Annotated in this window: 14 protein-coding genes; 6 read left to right on the top strand and 8 right to left on the bottom strand. The window is 66.6% G+C overall.

From position 1 onward, the window contains the following. Nucleotides 1-7 precede the first annotated feature (7 nt). From AC07VS_RS17335 to rbp, 6 genes are all read left to right on the top strand, one after another. Nucleotides 8-823 carry a histidine phosphatase family protein gene (locus AC07VS_RS17335; protein WP_492345274.1) on the top strand — a complete coding sequence of 272 codons (816 nt, stop codon included), beginning with the start codon at nt 8-10 and terminating at the stop codon, nt 821-823. A 103-nt stretch (nt 824-926) separates the two neighbouring features. Next, complete coding sequence (locus AC07VS_RS17330; protein WP_494751575.1) at nt 927-2,195, top strand: MFS transporter; 1,269 nt, start codon at nt 927-929, stop codon at nt 2,193-2,195. 40 nt (nt 2,196-2,235) lie between these two features. Beyond that, nucleotides 2,236-4,992, top strand: coding sequence for a beta-glucosidase (locus tag AC07VS_RS17325; RefSeq protein ID WP_494751574.1), 2,757 nt, complete (start codon nt 2,236-2,238; stop codon nt 4,990-4,992). A 108-nt stretch (nt 4,993-5,100) separates the two neighbouring features. Then, nucleotides 5,101-7,227: a glycoside hydrolase family 3 N-terminal domain-containing protein gene (locus AC07VS_RS17320; RefSeq protein ID WP_494655608.1), complete on the top strand. Its 2,127-nt coding sequence runs from the start codon at nt 5,101-5,103 to the stop codon at nt 7,225-7,227. A gap of 399 nt (nt 7,228-7,626) precedes the next feature. Next, nucleotides 7,627-7,866 (top strand): hypothetical protein, encoded by a 240-nt coding sequence (locus AC07VS_RS17315; protein ID WP_494751573.1) that lies wholly within the window; start codon nt 7,627-7,629, stop codon nt 7,864-7,866. 119 nt (nt 7,867-7,985) lie between these two features. Beyond that, the gene (rbp, locus tag AC07VS_RS17310) at nt 7,986-8,336 is read left to right on the top strand and encodes an RNA-binding regulator (RefSeq protein ID WP_494751572.1); all 351 of its coding nucleotides are present in this window, start codon (nt 7,986-7,988) and stop codon (nt 8,334-8,336) included. 238 nt (nt 8,337-8,574) lie between these two features. Here rbp and AC07VS_RS17305 read toward each other — a convergent pair whose 3' ends face one another. The 8 genes from AC07VS_RS17305 to AC07VS_RS17270 all read right to left on the bottom strand — a co-directional run bounded on the left by AC07VS_RS17305 (nt 8,575) and on the right by AC07VS_RS17270 (nt 16,523). Further along, complete coding sequence (locus AC07VS_RS17305) at nt 8,575-10,272, bottom strand: glycoside hydrolase family 3 protein (protein WP_494751571.1); 1,698 nt, start codon at nt 10,270-10,272, stop codon at nt 8,575-8,577. Next, entirely contained in the window at nt 10,250-11,284 is a 1,035-nt protein-coding gene (locus AC07VS_RS17300; protein WP_494751570.1) for a helix-turn-helix transcriptional regulator, read from the bottom strand. Before AC07VS_RS17300 ends, AC07VS_RS17305 begins: the two co-directional genes overlap by 23 nt. A 217-nt stretch (nt 11,285-11,501) precedes the next feature. Continuing rightward, nucleotides 11,502-12,008: a disulfide bond formation protein B gene (locus AC07VS_RS17295; protein WP_492345266.1), complete on the bottom strand. Its 507-nt coding sequence runs from the start codon at nt 12,006-12,008 to the stop codon at nt 11,502-11,504. Nucleotide 12,009: 1 nt separating this feature from the next. Continuing rightward, entirely contained in the window at nt 12,010-13,125 is a 1,116-nt protein-coding gene (locus AC07VS_RS17290; RefSeq protein ID WP_494751569.1) for a sulfate/molybdate ABC transporter ATP-binding protein, read from the bottom strand. A gap of 11 nt (nt 13,126-13,136) precedes the next feature. Continuing rightward, complete coding sequence (cysW, locus tag AC07VS_RS17285; RefSeq protein WP_492345264.1) at nt 13,137-14,069, bottom strand: sulfate ABC transporter permease subunit CysW; 933 nt, start codon at nt 14,067-14,069, stop codon at nt 13,137-13,139. Beyond that, nucleotides 14,066-14,929: a sulfate ABC transporter permease subunit CysT gene (cysT, locus tag AC07VS_RS17280; protein ID WP_492345263.1), complete on the bottom strand. Its 864-nt coding sequence runs from the start codon at nt 14,927-14,929 to the stop codon at nt 14,066-14,068. The genes cysW and cysT overlap by 4 nt, the downstream gene beginning before the upstream one ends. A gap of 5 nt (nt 14,930-14,934) precedes the next feature. Next, nucleotides 14,935-15,945 carry a sulfate ABC transporter substrate-binding protein gene (locus tag AC07VS_RS17275; protein WP_492345262.1) on the bottom strand — a complete coding sequence of 337 codons (1,011 nt, stop codon included), beginning with the start codon at nt 15,943-15,945 and terminating at the stop codon, nt 14,935-14,937. Further along, the gene (locus AC07VS_RS17270) at nt 15,942-16,523 is read right to left on the bottom strand and encodes an RBBP9/YdeN family alpha/beta hydrolase (protein ID WP_494751568.1); all 582 of its coding nucleotides are present in this window, start codon (nt 16,521-16,523) and stop codon (nt 15,942-15,944) included. Before AC07VS_RS17270 ends, AC07VS_RS17275 begins: the two co-directional genes overlap by 4 nt. Nucleotides 16,524-16,840: the final 317 nt, after the last annotated feature.

The raw sequence follows: 16,840 nt of genomic DNA, 5'->3' as shown, positions 1-16,840 counted from the left end.
ACACCTCATGATCCTCAAGAACATCCTGCGCCGGAGCTTTGGCCTGAGCCTGCTCGCTCTGGCCCTCGGCGCCCCCGTGGCCCAAGCCGCACCGGCCGAAGAAGCGGAAGTCCATCTCTTCCTGACCCGCCATGGCAAGACCATGCTCAACATCAGCGACCGCGTCCAGGGCTGGTCGGATGCCGTGCTGACCCCCGAGGGCATCGCGGTGGCGCAAGACCTGGGCCGCGGCCTGAAAAACACGCCCTTCGCGGCGGTGTACAGCAGCGACAGCGGACGCGCGATGGAAACCGCCCGCGTGGTGCAACAGTTCAGCGGCCAGACGCAGTTGCCCCTGCAGATCGACTCGCGCCTGCGCGAGTTCAACTTCGGCAGCTATGAGGCCGACCTCAACGCCACCCTGTGGGACGACGCGGCACGTTTTGACGGCTTGCCACTGGGGCCTTGGCTTGAAAAGTTCACGCCCAAGCGCTTTGCCAACACCGTCGCCGCCATGGACCGCCAGCGTGGCACCACGCATGGCAAGACCTGGCCGGCCGAGGACTACGCCACCATCACCCAGCGACTGACCAGCGCCCTGACCGACATCGCCAGCCAGCAGGCCCTCAAGGGTGGCGGCAAGGTGCTGGTGGTTTCACATGGTCTGGCCATCGCGGCCGTGGTGGACACCCTGGCCCCCGGCAACAACTACCCGCTGCACAAGCCGCTGTCCAACGCCAGCATCACCGAGGTCGTCTACCGCGGTGGCCGTTTCGAGGTGCTGACCTTCAACGAAATGAAGTACGTCAAGGCAGGCCAGGCAGCCGCCAAGGGCAAGCCGTAACCCAGCCCCCCGCGCACGCCTGTGCGCCCCTGCCCGGCTCCAGCAGGCCCCTGCCCGGGGCCGGGCCCCGACGCGCCCCTACCTCACCCCCCCCCACACCTCCATGACCACAGCCCAACGCGCCCCCGACACCCTGCTGCCCGGGCGCACCGCCCCGGCGCGCGCCTCACGCCGCTTCATTGCTTTGTACGGCCTGGCCACTTTCGGCTTCTGGATGGCCGTGATGACCCCGGTCATCGTCACCATGGCCCTCAAGGTGAACCAGTTGGCCCCCGACAGCAAAGAGTCCACCCTGGCCTGGGTGCTCGGCATCGGGGCCTTCGTGGCCATGATTGCCAACCCGGTGGCCGGACTGTTCAGCGACCGCACCCGCTCGCGCTTCGGCATGCGCCGCCCCTGGCTGGTCGGCGGAGCGCTGCTGGGCTTGGCCGGCTTGGCCATCGTGGCCATCAGCCCGTCGGTGTGGATGCTCATGGTCGGCTGGTCGATCGCCCAGTTGGCCTACAACGCCGTCCTGGCGGCCCTGATGGCCTTGATGCCCGACCAGATCCCTGAATCTCAGCGTGGCGCCGTCGGCGGCCTGCTGGGCATGTGCATGCCGGCCGGCATCCTGGCCGGGGTGTACGTGGCCCAGGAGACAAGCAGCCTGGCCCAGATGTTTTTGTTGCCCGCGGGCCTGTTCACGGTCTTCGTGCTGGTGCTGTGCGCCAGCATGCGCGACCGCATGGCCCCCGCACAGTTGCCCGAAGCACTGGGCCTGTCGGGCTTTGCCCGCAGCTTCCTGATCAGCCCGCATGGCGCCCGCGATTTTCTGTGGGCTTTTGCCAGCCGCTTCATGCTGCTGCTGGGCATCGCCACCCTGATGACCTACCAGGTGTTCTACATGCTCGACAAGCTGGGGGCGAGCACCGAGGCCGTGCCCGACATGATGTTCCGCTCTACCCTGGTGTCGTCCATCACCATCGTGCTGTCGAGCCTGGCCAGTGGCTGGCTCAGCGATCGCAGCGGGCGGCGCAAGGCCTTTGTGCTGATGGCCGCGCTGATCTACGCGGCCGGTCTGCTGGTCATCGGCGTGGCCCATGACTTTCATGGCCTGCTGCTGGGCGTGGGCGTGTGCGGCCTGGGCCAAGGCATGTATGTGGCGGTCGACCTGGCCCTGGTGACCGAAGTGCTGCCCAACCCCGATGAGGCCGCCAAAGACCTGGGCCTGTTCAACCTGGCCAGCGCCATGCCGCAATCCGTGGCGCCCATGATCGCCCCCCTGTTCCTGGCCTTGGGCGGCCCCCAGAACTACAGCGCGCTGTTCACCGCCGCGGCCGTGTTCGCCTTGTTGGGCGCACTGGCCGTGCTGCCCATCCGCAAGGTGCGCTGATCCCCTCTCTTCAACAGAAACTTCCTGCAGCCCTGATCCCATGAACACCCTGAATCCCCTGCACGCCGACTGGCGCCACCAACCCGGCCTGAACGAACGCGTGGCCGAACTGCTGGCCCGCATGAGCCTGAACGACAAGATCGAACTGGTCAGCGGTGACCTCAACTACAACTTCGGCTTCTACAGCGCGGCCGTGGCCGGCCCCGGCCTGCCCGAACTGACCATGGCCGACGGCCCTTGCGGCGTGCGCATCAACAATGGCGCCGTGCATGGTGGCCGCGCCACCGCCCTGCCAGCGCCGATCGCCCTGGCCGCCAGCTGGAACACCGAACTGGCCCAGCGCTATGGCGACGTGCTGGGCTGGGAGGCCCGCGCCAGCGGCCACAACGTGATCCTGGCGCCGGCCGTGGACATCGCACGTGTGCCGGTGGGCGGGCGCACCTTCGAATCCTTTGGTGAGGATCCCCTGCTCAATGCCCGCATGGCGCTGGCCGAGATTCCGGCCATCCAGGCTCACTCGGTTGCCGCCTGCCTCAAGCACTACGCCGTCAACAACCAGGAGCACGAACGCGCCAGCGTGAACGCCGCGGTGGACGAAGCCACCCTGCGCGAAATCTACCTGCGGCCGTTCGAGGCCGTGGTGCGCCACAGTGCCGTGGCCTCGCTGATGGGGGCCTTCAACCGTGTCAACGGCGTTTTTGCCTGCGAGAACCACTGGCTGCTGGACCAGGTGCTGCGCCGCGAGTGGGGCTTTGCGGGCTGGGTGATGAGCGACTATGCCGCCACCCACAGCACGGCGCCCTCGGCCCTGGCCGGCCTGGACCAGGAGCAACCCTCGGGCCAGCACTATGGTGAGCGCCTGCAACAGGCCGTGGAGCAAGGCCAGGTGCCCCTGGCCACCCTGGACGAGATGTGCCGCCGCATCCTGCGCACCATGGTCGGCCTGCAGCTGATTGAGCGCCCGCCCGTCATCGCCCCCTTGAACGACGAAGCCCACCGCAGCGTCGCCCAGGCCGTGGCCGAACAGGCGGTGGTGCTGCTGAAGAACGATGACGCTTTGCTGCCGGTGCGCCCCGAGACCCTGCGCCGCGTGGTGGTGATCGGCCCGGACGTCGACAACGCCAGCGTGGCCGGTGGCGGCAGCAGCCGGGTGCAACCGGCCCATGCCGTGAGCCTGCTCGAGGGTCTGCGCCAGCGCCTGGGCCCCGATGTGCTGGTACAGCATGCCGTGGGCAGCGACCCCATCTCGTCGGCCGATCTGCTGCCAGGGCCCGACTCCCTGCCCAGTGACTGCCTGCGCAGCGGCCCCGAGGCCGATGCCGGGCCCGGCCTGCACACCCGCTTCTGGAACAACCCCCACCTGGGCGGCGAGTCCTGCTTTGAATGCGTGATGCCCCAGGTGGCCCTGAACGGCGGCTTCTTCAATTTCCCGGGCTTTGACGCCAACTCCAGCCGCTACCCCAAGCTGCCCAATGAACTGTCGGGAGGCATCTCGGCGCGCTTCACAGGCCGCCTGGTGGTGCCCACCAGTGGCCGCTACGAGCTCTGCGCCACCTTGCTGGGCACACTGCGCATCTGGCTCGACGGCGAGCTGGTGCTGGATGCCTTCCGCGCTGGCGGCGGCTCGGCCAGTGGGGCCGGGGCCTCCGGCGCTGCCTGGGGCGCCCATGCTGACGTGAAACGCGCCACCGATGGAAGTGACAGCCCGGTGGCACCCGACTGGCCCGTGGCCCAGGCCCAGATGAACCTGCGCGCCGACAGCCTGCCCGAAGCCCGCGAACTGCCACCTCAGCCACTGGGCAGCGGCGGCGGCGAGGCGGGCCCGCCCCCCGAAACAGCCGGCGTCGCCCTGGAACTGCAGGCGGGTGCCCAGGGCCATGAGCTGTGCATCGAGTACCTGGCCAACGCCCCCTCGCAAGGCTGGCTGACCGGCGCCCAGGTGCGCCTGGGCTGGCGCCCGCCCAGTGAAAGCCCTACCACGTCGGTGCGCGAAGCCTGCGCGCTGGCCGAAGGCGCGGACCTGGTGGTGGTGGCAGTGCGCAGCTACGAAACCGAGCAGATGGATCGCCCCGACCTGCGACTGCCCAACAACCAGGCCGCCCTGGTGCGCGCCGTGGCCGCGGCCAACCCGCGCACCGTGGTGATCAACATGAGCGGCGGCCCGGTCGAGACCGAAAGCTGGGAAAGCGGCGTGCCCGCCATCCTGCAGGCCTGGTACCTGGGGCAGGAACAAGGCAGTGCCCTGGCGCGCATTCTGGTCGGCGATGTGAACCCCTCGGGCAAACTGCCGGTGAGCTTTCCACTCAGCGCCCATGGCCTGCTGCGCAGCCGCGCCCAGTACCCGGGCGAGGACGGCACCGTGCATTACAGCGAAGGCCTGCAGGTGGGCTACCGGGGCTTCGATGCACGGGCCTTGCCGGTGCGCTTTGCCTTCGGCCACGGCCTGTCCTATACCCGCTTTGAGTACAGCGATCTGCAAGTGCAAGCCGATGCCGACGGGCTGGAGCTCAGCTTCACGGTACGCAACAGCGGAGCGTGTGCCGGCCGCGAAGTGGCCCAGGTCTACCTCGGCCTGCCCGTGCCCGGCCAGCCACCCCATCGCCTGGTCGACTTTGCATCCCTGCCGCTGGCTGCCGGCGAAAGCCACCGGGTGCACCGCCGCATCAGCCGCAACGACCCGGGCCACCCCCTGAGCGTCTGGACCGAGAGCGGCTGGCAATGTGCCCGCGGCCCGTTGCGGGTGGAGGTTGGCAGCTCCTCACGCGACCTGCGCCTGACGACCCAGGTGCTGTTCTGAATTGCCCAACACAGCCTCGCCAGACCCTGCAGGCCTTCTGCGGACCATCTGCGGGCTCTGGCGAAACTCAAACCCCCGGGTCGGCCTGGTGCCGGCCCTGCCCTCCCTATGACCGAACACGACATCGAGCAACTGATTTCCCGCATGACCCTGGCCGAGAAGCTGGGCCAGATGACCCAGGTGCAGCCGCATGGCCGCGACCAGGAAGAGCGCGTGCGCCGGGGTGGCGCCGGCTCCCTGATCAACGTGGTGGGTGACGATGCCTACCATTACCAGTGGCTGGCGGTGGAACACTCCCGCCTGGGCATTCCGCTGCTGCTGGGCCGGGACGTGATCCACGGCTTTCAGACCGTGTTTCCGATCCCCCTGGGCCAGGCCGCCGCCTTCGACCCCGAGCGCGTGCGCCAGGCCGCCGCGCATTCGGCGCGCGAAGCCGGTGCAGCCGGCGTGAACTGGACCTTCTCACCCATGCTGGACGTGGCCCGAGACCCGCGTTGGGGGCGGATTGCCGAGAGCTTTGGGGAAGACCCGCTGCTGATCTCGCGCCTGGGCGTGGCCATGGTGCAGGGCTACCAGCAAGAAGGCGTGGCGGCTTGCGCCAAGCACTTTGTGGGCTATGGCGCGGCCGAAGGCGGGCGCGACTACAGTGCCACCGACCTGGCCCCGAGGGCCTTGCTCGACACCTACCTGCCCCCCTTCCTGGCAGCCCAGCAAGCCGGTGTGATGACGGTGATGAGCGCCTTCAACGACCTCGACGGCGTGCCCGCCACCGGCCACGAAGACCTGATCCGTGGCACGCTGAAAGAACGCTGGGGCTTTGATGGCCTGGTGGTCAGCGACTGGTGCTCGGTGACCGAGATGATTGCCCACGGCTTTTGCGAAAACGCCGCCGCGGCCGCCCATGCCGCCGTGAGCGCCGGCGTCGACATGGAAATGGCCAGCACCAGCTATGGGGACCACATTGCGGGTCTGATCGAACAAGGCCTTCTGGACGGGGCCCTGGTCGACGACGCCGTGCGCCGCATCCTGCGCATCAAGGCCCGACTGGGCTTGTTCCAGCACCCCTATGGCGCACCCGACCGCACCCCAGCCCAGCGCCCGGCGGCCACCCAACTGGCACGCAGCCTGGCCCGCGACAGCTGCGTGCTGCTGAAAAATGAGCACGGACTGCCCTTGGGCGAGCACGCACGGCGTGTGGCGGTGATCGGCCCCCTGGCCGATGCCCCAGGCGAACAACTGGGCTGCTGGGTGTTCGATGGCGAACGCCAGCACAGCCAGACCGTTTTCGCGGCCTTGCAGGAGCGCCTGGGCCCCCGGCGCGTGGTGCATGCCCGCGGCCTGGAGCACTGCCGCAGCCACGATCTGGACGGACTGGACGCGGCGGTCGCCCTGGCCCGCAGCGCCGAGGTGGTGGTGCTGTGCCTGGGCGAGGACGCCGGTCTGAGCGGCGAAGCCCACTGCCGAGCCCACCTCGACTTGCCCGGCGCGCAGCAGACCCTGCTGGAGGCCGTGGCCGCCACCGGCGTGCCCGTGGTGCTGGTGATCATGGCCGGCCGCCCCCTGGTGCTGGGGCCGGTGCTGCCGCACGCCCAGGCCGTGCTGTACGCCTGGCACCCGGGCAGCCAGGGCGGCCCGGCCATCGTCGATGTGCTGTGCGGCGAGTCCCCCAGCGGACGCCTGCCGGTGAGCTTTCCGCGCAGCGTGGGCCAGATCCCCATCTTCTACAACCACAAAAACACAGGTCGCCCGCCCCATCCCGATGCACCCAGCATCCCCTCGGGCACCCCGCTGGACCCGAGCGGCTTCTTTGCCGCCTACCTCGATGAGGACCACCGGCCCCTGTTCCCGTTCGGCTTCGGCCTGGGCTATACCCGCTTCGAGTACAGCGACCTGCAACTGTCGGCCAGCCAGCTCACACCGGGCGGCACCCTGTGCGCCTCGGTGCTGCTGAGCAACACCGGGCACCGCAGCGCCACCGAAGTCGTGCAGCTCTATGTGCGCGATCTGGTGGGCTCGGTGACCCGCCCGGTGCGCGAGCTGAAAGACTTTCAGCGCATCAGCCTGCTACCCGGCGAAAGCCAGCGCGTGAGCTTCGAACTGCACACCGACGCACTGCGCTTTCATGACCGGCATCTGCGTCTGGTCTGCGAGAGCGGACGCTACGAGCTGTGGATCGGGCCCGATTCGGCCTCGGGGCCGAGCGCGGGGTTTGAGGTGACCACGTCGCAGGCGTGAGGCCTCAGGGCACCAGGCGCCGCAAAGCGACTGCGGCATCCACAATCCCAATCCCCTGGTAAGACGCCAGGGGGGGCAGATTTTGTTTGTGTCCAGGCACGATCAGACCTGGGCGTGCCGGACCCATGCCAGCCCGGCCACGCCTTGTTGGTTGGTCAAAGCACTCTTTTTGTGAAAGCACTCTTTTATTCCCAAAAAGTATTTATTCATGAAACAACATGAATTACTGTTATATTCGCCGGGTGGTGGCCGGAGCCAACAAGGCTGGCAAAAACCAGGAACCACACACAAAAGAGTGCGCCGCCTCATTGTTGATGCAGCCCCTCCAGTTGGTTTGTAGAGCTGCAGCCAACAGCGTTTCCAATGCTCACGCAGCTCGATTCGAGCCTGCGCTTCTGAATGAATCAGATTTCAAAGACCTCCATTTCCATGGGCAAGTACGTCGTTTCGCCCACGACACATCAGACCGATTGCGGCCGCTTCCGTGCCTCTTTTTCGGTCCACCGCTCTCTCGGCAACGGCAGCTACTGCCGCGTTTTCCGCTTCGACAAGGCCTTCGCCTCGCGTGATGCGGCCCGGCTCTTTGCCGTGACACAGGGCTGGTTGCAAACGTGCATGGCCTCGCCTCCCGTTTGCTGACGACTCGCTCCAGGCAGATCCGATCCAATCCCCCCCAGCTGCAGCGCGCCTCAGTGGCGCCCGCCAGCATCATGAATGGGTGCCACCAGCTGCGCACCGCACCTCAGAAAGGCTCCAACATGAGCACCAAAATCTACGTGGGCAATCTGCCCTATTCCGTCGACGACGCCAGCCTGAAAAGCAATTTTTCCGAGTTCGGCAGCGTTTCATCCGCCAAGGTGATGATGGACCGCGAAACCGGTCGCTCCAAGGGCTTCGGCTTTGTGGAAATGGCCTCCCTTGAGGTGGCTCAGGCCGCCATCACCGGCCTGCACGGCATGTCTGTCGATGGCCGCTCCATTGTGGTGAACCTAGCCCGCCCGCGCGAAGATAACAACAAGTCCGGCGGCTACGGCGCTGCCGGTTACACCGCCACCCAACGCAAGGATGTTGGCTATGGCACGGGCGGATACGGCGGCGGACGCTACTGATCTCCGAACTGCACAACTGCACAACTGCACAGTTGAAAGGCCTGCTCTTGCGAGCAGGCCTTTTTTCATGGCGCGTCCGACACCGGCGTACACGTCCTTTGGGATTGAGGGGCGAGAATCCCCAGGAAGACTCGGACTTCAAGCACCTGTTGAGGTGTCGGGGCCCTGATCTTTTCGAACAGCGCGCCCACGGCCTGGGTGTGCAGGGTGTTCGCTCTGTGAAAATCGCATGGGGACGCTAGCGCAAAGCGCCCCAAGCCGCCATCGCGGCCCCCACTTCCACGGGGCTGCGCCCCGACCACGGTGCCCGGCCCAGCAGGGCTTGTACGCAGGCCTGCTGCATGGCCGGCACGGGCGAGTAGGCATTGATCCAGCAGCGGCAACCCGAGGCATCCGCCAGGTGATAGGGGTTGCCAAAGGAGATCAGCAGGTGTGGCAGGGTGTGCCAGTGGCGCTCCATGGCGCGGGCGGTGTCGCCGTGCAGGCGCTTCCAGTCCAGGCGCAGGCTGCCCCGGCACATGCCGGCCTCACGGGCCAGCACATAGATCAGCACGTCGTGCAGGTCGGGATCGACCAAGGTGTGGGGACGGTAGCGGGTCACGACAAAGCCCTCGGCCTGCAGCAGTTCAGCCATGCGCAGATCGGGCAAGGGCTGGCCGAAGGGGGTTTGTCGCTCGCCCTCTTCCACCAGCAGGATGCGGCGGTGGCGTTGGGGCACCAGGGGCAGCAGGCCGTCCAGGTCGCGCACCCGGGTCAGGGCCGCAGCGGCACATTCGCGGGCCCATTGCTGTTCCTGGTCGCGTTCGGCGGTCTCATCGGGCCCAACCGAAGGGGGGGCACCGGAGCGTCGCGGTGACGGTACCAGGCCCAGCACGCATTGCAGCGCCAGCACCCGCGCCAGGGCTTGGTTGACCCGGGCCCAACTCAGGCGCCCCTCGGCCAAGGCACGCTCCAGATACGCCACATCAAGCTCGGGCTGCCCCGAGAACAGCAACATGTCACAACCCGCAGCGACCGCCTGAGGCAGGGTCTGCCAACGGGGACCACAGGCTGAAAAGCCGGCCATCAGCGTGGCATCCGACAGCAAGAGCCCCTCAAAACCCAGTTCACCGCGCAGCCACTCGGTGCTGAGCACCGGCGACAGGCTGGCGGGCCGGCTCAGCCCTCCGTCCAGGGCGGGCAGCCCGATGTGGCCACACAAGACGGTGCGCACGCCCGCCTCGATGGCGGCGCGCCACACCGGGGCATAGCGGGCCAGCCAGGCCTCACGCGACAGGCTGTTGCAACTGGGCTCCAGGTGGTGGTCCCGCCAGTCCACGCCATCGCCGGGCCAGTGCTTGGCGCTGGCGGCCAGCCCCTGTGCCTGCAAACCTTGCACAAAGGCCCGCGACAAGGCGGCCACCTGGGCCGGATCGACACCGAAGGAGCGGGTGTTGACCACCGGGTTGTGCGGATTGAGGTCCAGATCGACCACGGGCGACAGCACCCAGTTGACCCCGCAACGCCGCGCCGCCTGGGCCGCAGCCTGCCCCATGCGGCGGGCCCAGACGGTGCGCCCGGTGGCGGCCACCGCCATGGCGTTCGGAAAACCCAGCCCATCGGCACCGGTGTGCTCACCAAACTCGATGTCGGCTGCGACCAGCACATCCGCCCGCCCCAATGAGCGGGCATGGGACTGTAGCTGGCTCACCAACCGGGCGCTGTGCTCATCAGGGGCGCCCGGCACAAACAATCCACCCACGCCTTGTGCCACCCAGGACTGATAGCGCTCCGGGGTGCCGTCGGCCAGGGCCAGCACCAACAGCCGCCACAGGCGCTGACGTGGCGGCAGGGTTTGCAACTGCTGCGTCACCCAGGCACGCTGCCAGGGCTTGAGGCTCAGTGGTCCCGACGCCGGCAAGGCGTCTGCAGGCTCAACTGTTCGAGGGCGGGACATAAGCTTGCAGCAGACGCATGGCGTCCAGCTCGTTCGCCGCGCCGTAGGCGCTGCCAGCGCGCCCGGGGACCACCCGATGGGCCAGGCGCCATTCACCTGGGGTGCAACCCAGCGCGCGGCGAAAGGCCAGGTTGAACGCCTTGGCATTGGGAAAGCCACAGGACAGCGCCACATCGAGCAAGGTGCCGGTGACGGGCCGACTCAGGGCATCGAGGGCCCGGCGCAGCCGCACCAGGGTGATGAACTGGCCGAAGGTGTTGCCCGTCTCGGCCTTGAACAGCCGGGCCAGGTAGCCGCTCGACCAGCCCAGGGCCTGGGCCACCTCCCCCACCGAGATGGGCTCGGCCACATGGTCCTGCACATACTGGCAGACCCGCTGCAGGCGCCGGCCCAGGGCCTGCTCCTCCTCGGGCAGCAGCATGGGATGGGCCTCGGGCCCCAGCGCCGAGGGCAGGCCACGGATCAGGCACGACACCATTTGCAAGACACCGGCCTCGATTTCGAGCTTCCAACCCGGGCGCTGCAGGCGCTGCTCCCACATCATGGACGCCAGCAGCCCGCGCAGCCGGTCTCGCAAGGGGCGCAGGCTGGGCTCGCTGTTGAGCCCCTCGATCTGAAAACGCCGGCGTCGAAACTCCGGGTCATGCCGCGCACCGGCGGGGTCCAGTTGCAGGCACAACACCAGGTTGGTACCCCCCAGGTCGTGGCTGGCATGGGGCTCGCCCGCATGCACCAGGGCCAAATCACCCGTCCGTACCCGCTGCAAGCCCATCGCGGTGTGCAACTCGACCTCGCCGTTGAGCACCAGCAAAAGCTCGAAGGCCGAATGCAGGTGCAGCCCCACGTCTCGCACATCGTGGAAAAACAGGCGCAGAGGCAACTCGGCCGGAAAGCCAATGCGCTCTACCTGCCAGCCCAGGCTGCGAGGCGGCCCAACGGGCGCAGCCGCCGGCGTGGCCTCAGGCAGATTGCTGTCGTCAAGTGAAAATGCCGAACCAATTTCCAAGGCCATGTGCCGCGCTCCAGTGCGTGTCATGCGGCGGATCACTGACCCAGTTCCGGCGCAGGAACGGCGCGGATTCTGGCCCCAAAGGAGGCGCTGGCTTGTCAGCGAACACCTCGTATTGCTCCGATCGTCGCTAAAAACGCACCGGCCAACGGCTCCAGACGTGAAAAAGCCGCCCCAAAGGGCGGCTTCTTGGCTGAGGGGTCGCAACGGTTGAAACGGCTCAACGACGGCGTTGGCGCAGCAGCAGCAGCACCGAAGCCAAGGCCAGGCCGACAAACACCACGAACGACCAGTTGGCGATCGAGCCCCCCAGGAAGGTCCAGTCGATGGCCGAGCAATCACCGCTGCCCTTGAACACCATGGGGATCACGCGCTGCAGCGGAAAGGCCTCGATCATGCCGTAGAGGTCGCGGCCGCAGGTCAGCACCTCGGGCGGGTTCCATTGCAGCCAGCTCTGGCGCGCCGCCACAAAGGCGCCAAAGCCCGAGGTCAGCAGGATCAGCACACCACCGGCCAGCCAGCCGCCGCGGCGCGGCGACAAGGCTGCCAGCCCGGCCCAGACCGCCACCAGCAGCAAAGCGTAGCGCTGCACGATGCACATCGGGCAAGGCTCCAGCCCGACCACGTGTTGCAGGTAAAGCCCGAAGGCCAGCATGCCCAGGCAAGTGGCGCTGGCCAGGGCCAGCAACAGGCGCGGTGCGCGGTCGAACCAGTTCAGCAAAAACAAATCAGTGTCCTTCAACAAACACGCGAGCGCGGCGTGGCGTGACCACCAGCAGCTCGCCTTCACGGAAACCCAGATCACGGTATTGTTGCGCAGGGATTTGCGCCTCGATGATCGTGTCCTGGGTGCGATTTTCCGCTGTTTGGTGATCTTCGGACGGAATAAGTTCCAACCTGGCGATCGGCCCCACCACGATGGCCCGGCTGAGCTGGGCCACGATGCCCCGCGGGCGGCCCTGCGCATCGATGCCGGCCCCCGGCACGTGGCGCTCGACCTCGAAGTCGTGCGGGCGCACATAGGCCGAGGCCTTGGCGTTCTGCGCACTGGCGTGTTCGGGTGAATCGATCTGCAAGCCCTCCAGATGCACCTGGCCTTCGTGAGCCCGGCCATGGAACAGGTTCACATCGCCCAGGAAACCATACACGAAGGGACTGGCCGGGTGATCCCAGACCTCTTGGGGCGAACCGCTCTGCTCGACCTGGCCCTGGTTCATCAGCACCACGCGGTCGGCCACTTCGAGGGCTTCTTCCTGGTCGTGGGTCACGAAGATGCTGGTCACGTGCAGCTCGTCATGCAGGCGGCGCAGCCAGCGGCGCAGTTCCTTGCGCACCTTGGCGTCCAGCGCACCAAAGGGCTCGTCCAGCAGCAGCACCTTGGGCTCGACCGCCAACGCGCGCGCCAGGGCAATGCGCTGGCGCTGGCCGCCCGAGAGCTGGCTGGGGTAACGGTCGGCCAACCAATCCAGTTGCACCAGCTTGAGCAGGTCGTGCACCTTGGTCTTGATCTGGGCATCGCTGGGGCGCTCGCCGCGCGGCTTGACGCGCAGGCCGAAGGCCACGTTCTCGAACACCGTCATGTGCCGGAACAGCGCGTAATGCTGGAACACAAAACCCACGCCGCGCTCGCGCACATGCACGTCGGTGGTGTCCTCGCCCGAAAACAGGATGCTGCCGGCGTCGGGGGTTTCCAGGCCGGCGATGATGCGCAGCAAGGTGGTCTTGCCACAGCCCGAGGGGCCAAGCAGGGCGATGAGTTCGCCCGAGTCGATGTCGAGGCTGACGTCCTTCAGGGCATGGAAGTCGCCGAAATGCTTGCTGACGTTGCGGATCTGAATGCTCATGTTCTTCTTCCTCAGGCGATGGCGCCCTGACGGGCCTGGACGGCGGATGGGGCGGTTGGGGTCGCCGGGGCTTCAGGCGGCTGGGCCTCGGCGTCGCGCATTTCCTTCTCGTGGCGCCACTCGACCACCGACTTGATCAGCAGGGTGACCAGCGCCAGCAAGGCCAGCAGCGTGGCCACGGCAAAGGCCGCCACCGACTGGTATTCGTTGTAAAGGATCTCGACGTGCAAGGGGATGGTGTTGGTCTGACCCCGGATGTGGCCGGACACCACCGAGACAGCACCGAACTCGCCCATGGCGCGGGCATTGCAAAGGATCACGCCATAGATCAAGCCCCACTTGATCTTGGGCAGGGTGACCAGCCAGAAGGTCTGCCAGCCGCTGGCGCCCAGCACGATGGCGGCCTGCTCCTCGTCGCTGCCCTGGGCCTGCATCAGCGGGATCAGCTCCCGGGCGATGAAGGGAAAGGTCACGAACACAGTGGCCAGCACGATGCCGGGCACGGCAAAGACGATCTTGATGTCGTGCGCCTGCAACCAGGGGCCGAACCAGCCCTGTGCACCGAACATCAGCACATAGATCAGGCCGGCCACCACGGGCGACACCGAGAAAGGCAGGTCGACCAGGGTGGTCAGAAAGGACTTGCCCGGAAACTCGAACTTGGCGATCGACCAGGCTGCGGCGATGCCAAACACCAGGTTCAGCGGCACGGCCACGGCGGCGGTCAGCAAGGTGAGGCGGATGGCCGACCAGGCATCGGGCTCCTTCAGGGCCTCAACGAAGGGCCCCAGGCCTTTGCGCAAGGCCTCGGTGAACACCGCGGCCAGCGGCAGGAACAGGAACAGGGTCATGAACACCAGCGCCAGGCCGATCAACAACCATTTGACCCACACGGCCTCGGTGGTGCCGGCCTTGACGCGGGCGATGGGCTTGCGTGCGCTCATGCCGGGGCTCCTGAATGACGGCGCTGCCAGGTTTGCAGCGCATTGATGACCAGCAACAGCACAAACGAGATCATCAGCATGACCACGGCCACCGCCGTGGCACCGGCATAGTCGTACTGCTCCAGCTTGCCAATGATGATGAGGGGGGTGATCTCGGAAATCATGGGCATGTTGCCGGCAATGAAGATGACCGAGCCGTATTCGCCGATCGCACGCGCAAAAGCCATGGCAAAGCCGGTCAGCAAGGCGGGGGCGATGGACGGCAGGATGACCCGCAAAAAGGTCTGCAAGCGGGTGGCGCCCAGGCAGGTGGCGGCTTCCTCGAGTTCTTTTTCAGCGTCTTCGAGCACAGGCTGCACGGTGCGCACCACGAAAGGCAGGCCGATGAAGATCAGCGCGATCACCACGCCCGCCGGCTTGAAGGCCACCGGCATGCCCCAGGCCTCCAGGTACTGGCCCACCCAGCCATTGCCGGCCAGCAATGCCGTCAAGGAGATGCCGGCCACGGCGGTGGGCAGCGCGAAAGGCAGGTCCACCAGCGCGTCGACGATCTTCTTGAACGGAAAGGTGTAGCGCACCAGCACCCAAGCCACCAACAGGCCGAACACCACGTTGACCAGGGCCGCAATCAGAGAGGCACCGAACGTCAGGCGGTACGAGGCCAGCACGCGCGGTGCCGTGACGGCATGCCAGAACTGATCCCAGCTCAGGGTGCTGGTCTTGAACAGCAGCGCCGACAGCGGAATCAACACAATCACGGCCAGGTACATCAGGGTGTAGCCCAGCGTGAGACGAAAACCGGGCAGCACCCGTTTCGCGCCCCCCCGCTTGGGGGGCGCATGGCTGACAGAAGTGGTCATGGGGTTTACCGGGCGCCAGGGGCGTAGAGCTTGTCGAACTGGCCACCGTCATTGAAGTGGACCTTCTGGGCCTCGGCCAGGGAGCCGAAGTAGTCCGACACGGCAAACAGCTGGATGGGCTTGAAGACGTCGGCGTGCTTCTTCAGCACCGTGGCCGAGCGGGGGCGCAGGGCATGCTTGGCCGCGATTTCCTGAGCCTCTTCGGAATACAGGTAATCCAGGTAGGCCTTGGCGAGTTCGCCCGTGCCCTTCTTGGCCACGGTGCGCTCCACCACGGCCACCGGGTTCTCGGCAATGATGCTGATCGAGGGGTGCACCGCATCCACCTTGCCGGCGCCGAACTCGCGGTCGACCGACACCACTTCGGATTCGAAGGTGACCAGCACGTCGCCGATGTTGCGCTGCAAAAAGATCGTGGTGGCATCGCGCCCGCCCTTGGCCAGCACAGGCACGTTCTTGTAAAGCTTGCTGACAAATTCGGCCGCCTGGGCATCCGTGCCGCCCTTCTTGCGCACATAGCCCCAGGCCGCCAGGTAGGCCATGCGGCCATTGCCGCCCGTTTTGGGGTTGACCACGATGACCTGGATGCCGGGTTTGATCAGGTCGTCCCAGTCCTTGATGTTCTTGGGGTTGCCGTTGCGGGTCAGGAACAGCATGGTCGAGGTGGTGGGCGAGGCGTTGCCCGGGAAGCGTTTGGCCCAATCCTTGGCCACCACGCCGGTGCTGGCCAGAAAGTCGACATCGGTGGTGGTGTTCATGGTCACCACGTCGGCCTCCAGCCCGTCGTTGACGGCGCGCGCCTGGGCGCTGGAGCCGCCATGGGCCTGGTCGATCTTCACGTCCTTGCCCGTGGTCTTCTTCCAATGGGCGACGAAGGCCGCGTTGTAGTCCTTGTAGAACTCGCGGGCCACGTCGTACGAGGCATTGAGCAAAGTGGTGGTCTGTGCGCCTGCCAGCGTGCCGGTCGCCAGCATCAGGGTGGCCAGGGCCAGTTTGATTTTTGTCTTCATGGTCATTCTTGTGTCGAGGAAACAGGGTGTGGGGTGACAGGTTGGCCCAGGGCCAGATCACCCGCCAGGGATTGCAACAGGGCCAGGCCCAAGGGCCACTCGCCATGCCCGGACTCCACATTGATGTGGCCGGCGTCCTGCAAGCGAACCAACTCGCTTCCCCAGGACCGCGCATAGGCGCCGGCCAGCCGGATCGGGCAAAACGGGTCGTTGCTGCTGGCCACGAGGATACTTCGGTATGGCAAACGCTCACACGGCGCCGGGGCAAAGTCACTGAGCACGGCGCGGCGTTCCGGGTCGGCCGGAGCCACCAGCAGCGCCCCTTTGACGCGCTCACGCAGGTCGGCAGGCAAGTGCACCACCGCCATGCACCCCAGGCTGTGCGCCACCAGGACCACCGGGGCCTCAGCGGCCTCGATGGTCTCCGCCAGCGTGCGCACCCAGGCCGCCCGGCTCGGCGTGATCCAGTCATCCTGGCGCACACGACGCGCTGCCGGCAGGCGCTCAGCCCACAGGCTTTGCCAATGGCCGGGGCCGGAATCCCGCCAGCCCGGCACGATGATCACAGAGGTTGAGCGGGCCACGGCCTCAGCCCCACACCGGGGCGCCACGCGCCATCAAGGCCTGGGCACAGGCCGGTTGGGCGGAAAGGTCAAAAGCCGTCATGCAAACATCCTGATTAGAAGCGTCGGACGCATTCTGCGAACAAGGCTTTAAAACGAGAACGAATAGTTCGTTGTTTGTTTATGCGAAATTTCGCATGTAGAGCACCAACCCGTCCGAGTCAGCGGCCGTCTTGCAACCGCCATCCAAGGTGCACCCCGTCGATTGGACTCACCAATGGAACAATGCATTGCAAAAATGCTGGCTTATCAGCAATTGGCGCGCCGGTGACAATTCA

The sequence above is a fragment of the Curvibacter sp. GW821-FHT01G03 genome, assembly GCF_059422285.1.
This window is presented reverse-complemented; position numbering and strand designations above follow the sequence as displayed.